Below are 2,622 nucleotides of genomic sequence, written 5' to 3' on the forward strand. Positions count from 1 at the left end.
CCGCCGTATCACTCAGCTCTGATTCCGGGGACTAGGGACGGTGCCATCTGGAGCATGTCTCTGGTCGTCTATCTCGAGCCGCGCTGCTACAAGTTCATACGATCACAGCGTTTATACGTCTCAAGATCGGCCCGAGTGCCACATTGCGCCGCACACGTTCGAGAGCCACAGGACGTAAGCCTGCGTGCGAGAGAAAAAGCAAGCCTCCAGCTAAACTCGAGACGCAAGGGTATTGCCGCCATTGTCCATCAACGCCGTTTTCCCGCGCGGGGTGCTTGCAACGTCTATTGCTTCACCTAACCCAACCCGCTAGCTGACACCGGACAAGCTTCGCCGAACATCGCAAGTTTGCGCCGGCAGTTAGCTCGTCGTATCGAAGCATGGATTTCGCATTCGGTCGGCAAGAACCTCTGGATGATCCCGTATAGCGGTGCCGCGGCGGTTAAGTGCCTGGCGGTCGCCTGGTTGCGCGAGCCGCCGAGATGGTTCTAATAGATCATATACGCCAGCCGGCCGAATCGGCTTCCAGCCGTCGAGGGCATCCACCGCGATTCAAAGTCGCTTTCATGTGGCCCGTCCAGAAGCGCTCGTTGGCTCAGAGGGCAGGGCCGTCAACAGGCCGAGCAGGCTGCCAGTGAAGCCTTCGAAGCAGGGTAGAAGCGATCGCCCGTTCCAGCGGCTTGGAGAATCTTAAACAATTATTGAATGTTGATTGCTGCTCCATGTACGTGCGCTCACCGACTTTGCCGCCGCCAGCCATCTACGCGCAGCCGGCACCATCCTCCATCCGATCGCCCCAGTTCTCAGCCTCTGGGCCGGCACCGGTGGGCAAAGCGACAGCACACGGACGCGCGCTTTACAGCCTATGGGCTCTGGCCGTATCGCGTTCACTGCCTCCTTTGCTGCCACGTTACCAAATGAGGTAGGTATCGCGTGTTGGCAATTGTGGTACCTTGTAGGGGATGATCGAAATGAGCGGCGAACAACTTAGTACGTTATAAGCCCTTCAAGCTAGGAGATCTCGAATGGCACCGAATGCAAGCGAAGACGAGAAACGCGAGCGGCGGCCACATGTCGGGCACGACCCGGCTCTGATATCTGGCGCTTCCGCCGATGGCGCTGGGAAATCTACGACAGCCGCATCGCCTATTCCATTTACTTTTCGGGAATGGCAGAGCTCGATTGAAGCGACAAGCAACCTGTTCGCTGCGGCCCTGAAGGACGGACTAGGTTTGGCGGCTTCCTCCCTGCACGATCAGGCCACCTTTCTGAAGGATATCGCGGACTCCAAAACTTCCTCGGAGCTGTTGCGGTGTCACCTGGATTTTCTGGAGAAATTCTGGTCGAGGTCGTTCAGCGCCGGCTCGAAGATATTGGATCATCTCAAGCCACAGCCATCACCCGCGGGAAGGCAGGCGCTTCACTGAGCTTGCGATAAGAGCCCGATCGCAGCTACTTCCTCCAGAGCCGAGGGCATATGTCGCCCACTGACGAGGGTGTGGGTCGCTTTAGTGGCTTCAGCTCACCCGCCAAATCCCACGATTGCTCTGAACTCAAGATGCCGCGAGTTATCTAAGATTCGTTTGCCATAGATACCTCTCTTTTTGTCGAATAGAGCTTTTCTTAGGCGGAGGCAGGCAACCGCTGTCCGCTCAAGGGGGCGCAGATCCGGTTGGCGGCCGATGCCGGGATGAGTGATGACGTGATCGCCACAAGCCTGGGCGTCGGCCACTTGGCGGTCTCCCACCCTTCGACGTTTTTGTCGAAGGCAACCTGGCGGAGAACCAGAGCGAAGAGCCGCCTACCGGGCAGAGCGCGAACTCAACGACAAGGAAGAGGCCCTTCTGGTGGCCACCGCCTGCGGCCCTCCGGCAGGCCGGGCGCTGGACACCGGAGCTGCTAGCTGGCGAATGCTCAGGCTGACGTGGTACCAAGCATGCCGCCGGAACGTCGTTCTCACGCTTGACTGCAACTTGCCCACACGGGCCGCTTTCGTTTTGGGAATTGCCGGGTCTCGTCAGCTTTCAGTAAGCCAGCCCGGATACAGAGCCGTTGTGGTTAACGGGACGTGGCAGGGACAGCGCTATCTATCCAGAACGGTCAGCGCCGAGTCACGCTTTCCGCTAAACTCAACGGCAGCGCGGAGCGGCAGGGATAGTGCCTTTATCCAGCCCCCCAGGTCGGTAGGCGCCAGGCCGCGCCCGCGCTGTTTCCTGTCGCTGACCTTCTGTAGTCGGCTTTAAGCGTTCAGGGGGTGGAACATGGACGGCTTCAACTCAACATCCTCGCCTTATGCGCCGCAAGTGCGGCGCAACCAGCCGCTGCCAAGTTTGTCTCTTTATGTGCCCCCGAGCTGGCAGCAGGGAGATCCGTGGGCGCCGGAAGACCTCAAGTTGCGAATGGGTTTGCACAAGCTTCTGCCCCATCCGGATCTGAGCCAAATAAAAGTCTTACTCTCGGGGACGTGAACTAAACAGCCGGTATCGGGCCGCCAGGCTCGGAACACGAGATTTTTTTCCGCAGAAACTGAACTAGCTCCCGATTGAAGTCAGCCAAGGCGGCGAGTCGCCCGCGCTGCCTGCGATCCGAGTCGATCGTTAATAAGCCGAATTGGGCTGAACT

Annotated in this window: 2 protein-coding genes; both read left to right on the top strand. The window is 58.8% G+C overall.

Features of this window, described 5'->3' with window-relative positions:
- Nucleotides 1-1,025: 1,025 nt before the first annotated feature.
- Nucleotides 1,026-1,427: a hypothetical protein gene (locus IC66_RS0142140; protein WP_011084637.1), complete on the top strand. Its 402-nt coding sequence runs from the start codon at nucleotides 1,026-1,028 to the stop codon at nucleotides 1,425-1,427.
- 834 nt (nucleotides 1,428-2,261) lie between these two features.
- Complete coding sequence (locus IC66_RS44900) at nucleotides 2,262-2,468, top strand: hypothetical protein (protein ID WP_011084638.1); 207 nt, start codon at nucleotides 2,262-2,264, stop codon at nucleotides 2,466-2,468.
- The last annotated feature ends 154 nt before the right edge of the window (nucleotides 2,469-2,622 follow it).

The organism is Bradyrhizobium genomosp. III, assembly GCF_000261705.1.
GTDB classification, from domain to species: Bacteria; Pseudomonadota; Alphaproteobacteria; order Rhizobiales; family Xanthobacteraceae; genus Bradyrhizobium; species Bradyrhizobium ottawaense.